The sequence below is a fragment of the Streptomyces sp. MMG1121 genome, from assembly GCF_001280015.1.
GTDB lineage: Bacteria > Actinomycetota > Actinomycetes > Streptomycetales > Streptomycetaceae > Streptomyces.
In genome coordinates, this window is sequence record NZ_LGDV01000065.1 from 1 (window position 1) to 579 (window position 579).

At 71.5% G+C, this 579-nt stretch carries 1 protein-coding gene; it reads left to right on the top strand.

What is annotated here, in order from left to right:
- Positions 1 to 9: 9 nt before the first annotated feature.
- A partial coding sequence (locus ADK64_RS07985) for a ketoacyl-synthetase C-terminal extension domain-containing protein (RefSeq protein WP_324614370.1) occupies positions 10 to 579 on the top strand: 570 nt, incomplete at its 3' end.

Below are 579 nucleotides of genomic sequence, written 5' to 3' on the forward strand. Positions count from 1 at the left end.
ACCCCGCACGTGGACTGGTCCGCGGGCGCGGTCTCTCTGCTGACGGAGCAGGTGGACTGGCCGGAGACCGAAGGGCGCCCGCGCCGGGCCGGTGTCTCGGCGTTCGGGATCAGCGGGACCAACGCCCACGTGATCCTTGAACGGGATGCCACGGAATCCGAGTTCCACGCCGCGGGCGACGGTTCCGACGACGCTGGCGTCGGCGAGCGGGCCGCGCTCATACCCTGGGTGCTGTCCGGACGGGACGGGCAGAACCTGCGGGCGCAAGCCGGCCGGTTCGGCGCCTTCGCAGCCAGGAGCGGCGGCCTCGACCCCGTCGACGTCGGGTTCTCGCTGGCCACGTCGCGTGCCTCCCTGGAGCGCCGGGCGGTGGTGTTCGGCCGGGACGAAAGCCAACTCCTCGCAGGAATCGGATCGTTGGCGCGCGGCGAGTCCGCGCCGAACGTGGTGGACGGAACGCTGATCGAGGGCGGCAAGAGGGCCTTCTTGTTCTCGGGGCAGGGGTCGCAGCGGTTGGGGATGGGCCGGGAGTTGGCCGGGGTGTTTCCGGTGTTCGCTGCTGCTTTGGATGCGGTGTGC